4 protein-coding genes are annotated in these 5,796 nt (G+C 72.4%); 2 read left to right on the top strand and 2 right to left on the bottom strand.

Going from position 1 to position 5,796, the window contains the following annotated elements; translation table 11 throughout:
* Positions 1-264: 264 nt before the first annotated feature.
* A complete protein-coding gene (locus tag MHY30_RS14910) occupies positions 265-789 on the bottom strand; it encodes an adenine phosphoribosyltransferase (protein WP_239279187.1) in 525 nt (174 codons plus the stop codon).
* A gap of 561 nt (positions 790-1,350) precedes the next feature.
* Here MHY30_RS14910 and MHY30_RS14905 point away from each other — a divergent pair.
* Both MHY30_RS14905 and MHY30_RS14900 read left to right on the top strand, forming a co-directional pair.
* Positions 1,351-3,030 carry a glycoside hydrolase family 13 protein gene (locus tag MHY30_RS14905; protein ID WP_239279185.1) on the top strand — a complete coding sequence of 560 codons (1,680 nt, stop codon included), beginning with the start codon at positions 1,351-1,353 and terminating at the stop codon, positions 3,028-3,030.
* Between the two features lie 27 nt (positions 3,031-3,057).
* Positions 3,058-4,050 (top strand): LacI family DNA-binding transcriptional regulator, encoded by a 993-nt coding sequence (locus MHY30_RS14900; RefSeq protein ID WP_239279189.1) that lies wholly within the window; start codon positions 3,058-3,060, stop codon positions 4,048-4,050.
* 344 nt (positions 4,051-4,394) lie between these two features.
* Here the strand turns inward: MHY30_RS14900 and MHY30_RS14895 are convergent, their stop codons facing one another.
* Positions 4,395-5,588 carry an NAD(P)/FAD-dependent oxidoreductase gene (locus tag MHY30_RS14895; RefSeq protein ID WP_239279183.1) on the bottom strand — a complete coding sequence of 398 codons (1,194 nt, stop codon included), beginning with the start codon at positions 5,586-5,588 and terminating at the stop codon, positions 4,395-4,397.
* Between the last annotated feature and the right edge of the window lie 208 nt (positions 5,589-5,796).

The following is a 5,796-nucleotide window of genomic DNA, read 5'->3' as shown; positions in this document are numbered from 1 at the left end:
GAGCACGCCCCTTGCCCGATGTCGGGGGCGGTGTTGTGCGCGGCGGTGGGGGCGGCGGCTTCAGTGTCCAAAACACGCGGACGGCAGCACACGGCATCCGCGTGTCCTGGACACCCAACGCCGCAACGCCGGACCCCGACACTCCAGTGTCCACAACACGCCGACGGCGGCGCCCGGCATCCGCGTGTCCTGGACACTCAACGCCGCAAAACCCCGCGCACACGGCAGCACCGAAGGAACCGGCACGCGCCGCGGGCGCGAGAATCAGGCGTGGAAGACCGTGTGCACGTCGCCGCCCAACACGGCGCGGCCGCCGAGGGCGTCGATCTCGAGCAGCACCGCGGTGCCGGTGACCTCACCGCCGAGCCGGGCGACGAGCGCGCGTCCCGCTTCGAGCGTGCCCCCCGTGGCCAGGACGTCGTCGAGCAGCAGCACGCGGGTACCCGAGGCGATGTCGTCGTGCATCTCGATCTCGGCGGTGCCGTACTCGAGTGCATACGAAACGGATGCCGCGGGCCGCGGGAGCTTGCCCGCCTTTCGGATCGGCACGAGCCCAACGCCGGCCGCCACGGCTGCGGCTCCGGCGAGCAGGAAGCCGCGCGCCTCGATGCCGGCCACGACGTCGAACTGCCCCGCGAAGGGCTCGAGCAGCGCGTCGATCGTCGCGCGCAGGGCCTCGGCATCCGCCAGCAGCGGTGTGATGTCGCGGAACACGACCCCCGGTTCGGGGTAGTCGGCAATGCTGCCGATCAGCGATTCGGCACGGGCGAGAGCGGAAGCGTCGGGCACCGCCCCAGCCTAATCGTCGCCCGCCGGTCGCGCCCTGGCGCACCCCCGTCGCCCTCGCCCGTCCGCAAAACGCGAGCGTGCGCTTCAGTGTCCACAACACGCGGGTGGCGGCGCCCGGCATCCGCGTGTCTTGGACACCGAAGTGAGGGGCCGACGCGCGCGCGACACGGGCACCATGCGCCGCGGCAGTCACGCAGCCCTGGGCTGATCCGCCGGGCCGACACCCTCGCCCGTCCGCAAAACGCGAGCGTGCGCTTCAGTGTCCACAACACGCGGGTGGCGGCGTCCGGCATCCGCGTGTCTTGGACACCGAAATTGGAGGGGGCGACGCGCGCGCCCCGAGCACCATGCGCCGCGCCGACGCCCGCGCGACCCGGGCACGATACGCCGCGCCGACGCCCGCGCGACCCGGGCACGATGCGCCGGGCCGACGCGCGGGACCCGGGCATGCCGCGCCTCGGGCGGTTCGGCTCGTGACACGGCGGAAACGCAGCCCCGGTAGTCTGCGATCGTGTCGACGCCCTTTCTCGCTATGCAAGCGCTTGCAGTAGGTTGGACCGCATGACTTTCACGCAGCAGGACACGCGTCCCGAACTCGAGTCCGCTCCGGGTTCCGAGTGGTGGCGCACGGCCGTCATCTACCAGATCTATCCCCGCTCCTTCGCCGACGCCTCGGGCGACGGCCTGGGCGATCTGCCCGGCGTCACGGCGCACCTCGACGACCTCAAAGACCTGGGAGTGGATGCCATCTGGCTGAGCCCCTTCCAGCGGTCGCCGCAGAAGGACGCGGGGTACGACGTCGCCGACTACCGCGACGTCGACCCGATCTTCGGCACGCTCGCCGACTTCGACGCGATGCTCGCCGGAGCGCACGAGCGTGGCATCCGGGTGATCGTCGACCTGGTGCCGAACCACTCCAGTGACCAGCACGTGTGGTTCCAGGAGGCGCTCACGGCCGCTCCCGGCAGCCCGGAGCGGGGGCGCTACATCTTCCGTGACGGGAAGGGCGAGAACGGCGAGCTGCCGCCCAACAACTGGGAGTCGGTGTTCGGCGGCGGCATGTGGAAGCGGGTCACCGAGGCCGACGGCACCCCGGGGCAGTGGTACCTGCACATCTTCGACGAGTCGCAGCCCGACTTCGACTGGACCAACCCCGAGGTGCGGGCGGAATTCCGTGACATCCTGCGCTTCTGGCTGGACCGCGGGGTCGACGGGTTCCGCGTCGACGTCGCCCACGGCCTCATCAAGGCCGAGGGTCTCCCCGACTTCACGCCCGACCCCGAGGGCGGTTCGATGGGCGGCGACTCCGCCGGCGTTCCGTACTGGGGCCAGCCCGGTGTCCACGACGTGTGGCGCGAGTGGCACGAGGTGCTCGCCGAGTACGACGGCGACCGCGCCCTGTGCGCCGAGGCGTGGTTGCCCACCGTCGCGCAGACCGCGCTGTGGGTGCGCCCCGACGAGATGCACCAGGCCTTCAACTTCGCGTACCTCGAGACGAAGTGGGATGCCGAGGCCCTGCGCGACGTGATCGAGGAATCGCTCATCGCCTACGGGGCCGTCGGCGCGCCGAGCACCTGGGTGCTGTCGAACCACGACGTCGTCCGGCATGCCTCGCGTCTCGCGCTGACCGCGGAGAACCCGCAGGGCGCGGGTATCGGCCCGAAGTCCCCCGGGCAGCCCGACCCCGTGAAGGGGCTGCGCCGCGCGCGGGCCGCGACCTCTCTGATGCTCGCCCTGCCGGGTTCCTCCTACCTCTACCAGGGTGAGGAGCTCGGCCTGCCCGAGGTCATCGACCTCCCCGACGACGCCCGGCAGGACCCGACGTGGTTCCGCACCGAGGGCGAGCGCTACGGCCGCGACGGCTGCCGCGTCCCGATCCCGTGGACCGCCGAGGCCCCCGCCTACGGCTTCAACGACACCGGCGCCGCCTGGTTGCCGCAGCCCGCCGAGTGGGCGGAGCTCGCACACGACGTGCAGCGCGACGACCCGGCATCCACCCTGTCGCTGTACCGCTCGCTGCTCGCCGAGCGCCGCGCGCACGGCCTCGGCGCGGGATCGCTGAAGTGGCTCGACGGGTTCGGCGACGACGTCGTGGCATTCCGCAACGGGTCGATCGCCGTGGTCGCCAACCTCGGTGACGCTCCCGTCGACCTCCCCTCCGGCGAAGTACTCGTCGCGAGCGGCCCGCTCGACGGCGATCGCCTGCCGACCGACACGACCGTCTGGATCGCCACGGCCTGAGCCGTGGCATCCGGGATCCGCGAGACCATGGTCGGCATCGACGAAGTCGCCCGCCGGGCGGGTGTGTCGACGGCCACGGTCTCGCGGGCCCTGAGCGGTCGAGGTCCGGTCTCGCCCGTCACCCGCCAGCGCGTGCAGACCGCCGCCGATGAGCTGGGCTACGTGGTCTCGGCTGCCGCGTCGGCCCTCGCCACCGGACGGGCGCGGGCGATCGGGGTCATCGTGCCGTTCCTCGACCGGTGGTTCTACAGCACCGTGCTGGCGGGGATCTCGGACGGACTCGTGCGCCGAGGCTTCGACATCACCCTCTACGGTGTCAGTGCAGCGGCCGAGGAACGGCAGCGGGTGTTCTCCGACAACGTCCGGCGTCGTCGCGTCGACGGGATCATCACGATCGCACCGGAGCTCGACGCCGACGAGGCCGCGTCACTACGGGGGCTCGGCGTGCCGATCGTCGCGATCGCGGGCCCGAACCCGCTCCTGACGACCCTCACGGTCGACGACCTCGCCGTGGGACGCCTCGCCACGCGCCACCTCCTCGACCTCGGCCACCGCCGCATCGCCCACATCGGCTCCCCCGAGGTGACCGGGTCTTCCGTGCCCGCCCTGCGCCGACGCGGCTTCGCCGAGGAGATGGATGCCGCGGGCGCACGGCCGCTGTTCGCCGACGCGGACTTCACGATCGAGGGCGCGTCGACCGCCGCTCGGCACCTGCTCGACGGCACCGAGCGCCCGACCGCCATCTTCGCGGCGTCGGACGAGATGGCGATCGGTGCCATCCTGGCCGCGCGCGAGGCCGGGCTGCGCGTACCGGAGGACATCTCGATCATCGGCGTCGACGGCAACGAGCTGGGGCGGTGGTTCGGCCTGACCACGGTCGACCAGTTCGCCCGCTGCCAGGGCGAGCGCGCCGCCGAGGCGGTCCTCGCCGAGCTCGACGGGGCAGCGCCGGCCCTGCGGCGTGGCACCCTGCCGTTCGCGCTGCTCGAGCGCGGGTCGACGGCGACGGCGCCAGGCTGAGGCTGACGCCCGCGCCCCTGGCATCCCGGCACAACCCGCGCCCCTGGCATCCCGGTACAACCCGCGCCCCTGGCATCCCGGCACAACCCGCGCCCCTGGCATCCCGGCACAACCCGCGCCCCTGGCATCCCGGCACAACTCCTGCAGGTCACACGCCTGCCGCCGGAATCGGCGCCTGGATGCCGAATCGCCGGAGTTCTACACCTCGCCCGGTCGCACCCACCTCGCCGCAGACTCCCCGCCTCGCCCGGTCGCACCCGCACAACTCCGGCACACCGCACGCGAGAGGCGGCGGGGGCGGATCTGCGGCCCGGTGCCACCGGAGTTGTGCCGCCGCCTGGACGTCAGCGGATACGGCCCACCAGGTCGGCGCGCGGGAGGGTATCGGCCTCCGCGAGCACGGCCCGGGCGGCGTCACGGGCGTCCTCGACGTTCCACAGCAGCACGCCGACGACACGATCGTCGTCGAGGTAGTAGACGACGCCGTGGTCGGCGTCGATCCAGTCCTCCACGGTGTCCAGCGACGAATCCAGGGTTCCGACGGCCTCGTACCGGATGCCGAACACCGCCGAGTAGTAGTACGGCGTGTGCGTGTACGGCTCCCCAGCGCCGGCGAGGTTCCGCCCCACGGCACGCCCCATCTCGTTGGCGTTGTCGACGTGCTCGACGCGACGCCGTCCTAGCAGCCGATCGGGGTAGCTGGCCACGTCGCCCGCGGCCCAGATGCCGTCGGCCGAGGAGCGCAGCTGCGCGTCGACCACGATCCCATCCTCGACGGCGAGCCCCGCGGCTTCGGCCAGGTCGGTGGCGACGTCGATGCCGAGGCCGCTCACAACCGCGTCGGCGCGCACCTCGTCACCGCCCTCGAGCGCGAGACGGACGCCGTCGGCATCCGCCTCTCCCCCTTCGACCTTCGAGCCGGCGACGATCTCGACCCCGGCGTCGCGGAAGAGCTTCTCGAACCGCTCGGCAAGTGCGGGCGGGAACACCGCGTCCCCGAGGACGGCACCGGTGTGGATCAGCACGGTGTCGACGCCGTTCTGCACGAGCGCGGCGGCGAGCTCGGAACCGATGTAGCCGCCGCCGACGACAGCGATGCGCGAGACATCCTCGGACAGGGTGCGGAGGTGCCGGTAGTCCTCGGCCGTGCGGAACGTGAGTGCGCGCGCGCCCCCGCTGCGGTCGTCGATGGGGAGGGGCACGGGGTGGCCGCCGGTCGCGAGCAGCAGCTTGCCGTACGAGAACGTCTCGCCGGCGGCATCCACTTCTCGCGCCTCGGGGCGCACGGCCGTGGCACGTGTGCGCAACCGGATGTCGGCGCCGGTGTCGTCGGCGGTGCCGAGCGGCACCTTGTCCCAGGTGAACTCGTCGTCGGTCCACAGCTTCTTGCTCAGCGCGGGACGCGTGTAGGGCTCGTCGACATCGTCGCTCAGGATGCCGATCGACCCGCTCGTGTCGAGCTCGCGGATGCCGCGCGCAGCACTGTCGGCGACCATGCCGCCGCCGACGATGAGGTAGTCGAAATGTGTCGTGGCCATGCGGCCAGCCTCCCCGCCGCGCCCGCCGCAACGGGACGGCTGGACAGGCGCCTCGGCATCCGGTACCCGGGTCCCGGCAGCTTCAGTGTCCACAACACGCGGATGCCACACCCCCGCGTCCGCGTGTCCTGGACACTCAAGGCTCGAGCGGGCCGGGGAGGCGGGCGCGGCCCGCATGGGCGCGAGGGATGGGCGCGAAGGAACGGCG

Source organism: Microbacterium sp. ACRRU (assembly GCF_022346945.1).
In the GTDB taxonomy this organism is placed as follows: domain Bacteria; phylum Actinomycetota; class Actinomycetes; order Actinomycetales; family Microbacteriaceae; genus Microbacterium; species Microbacterium mcarthurae.
This window is presented reverse-complemented; position numbering and strand designations above follow the sequence as displayed.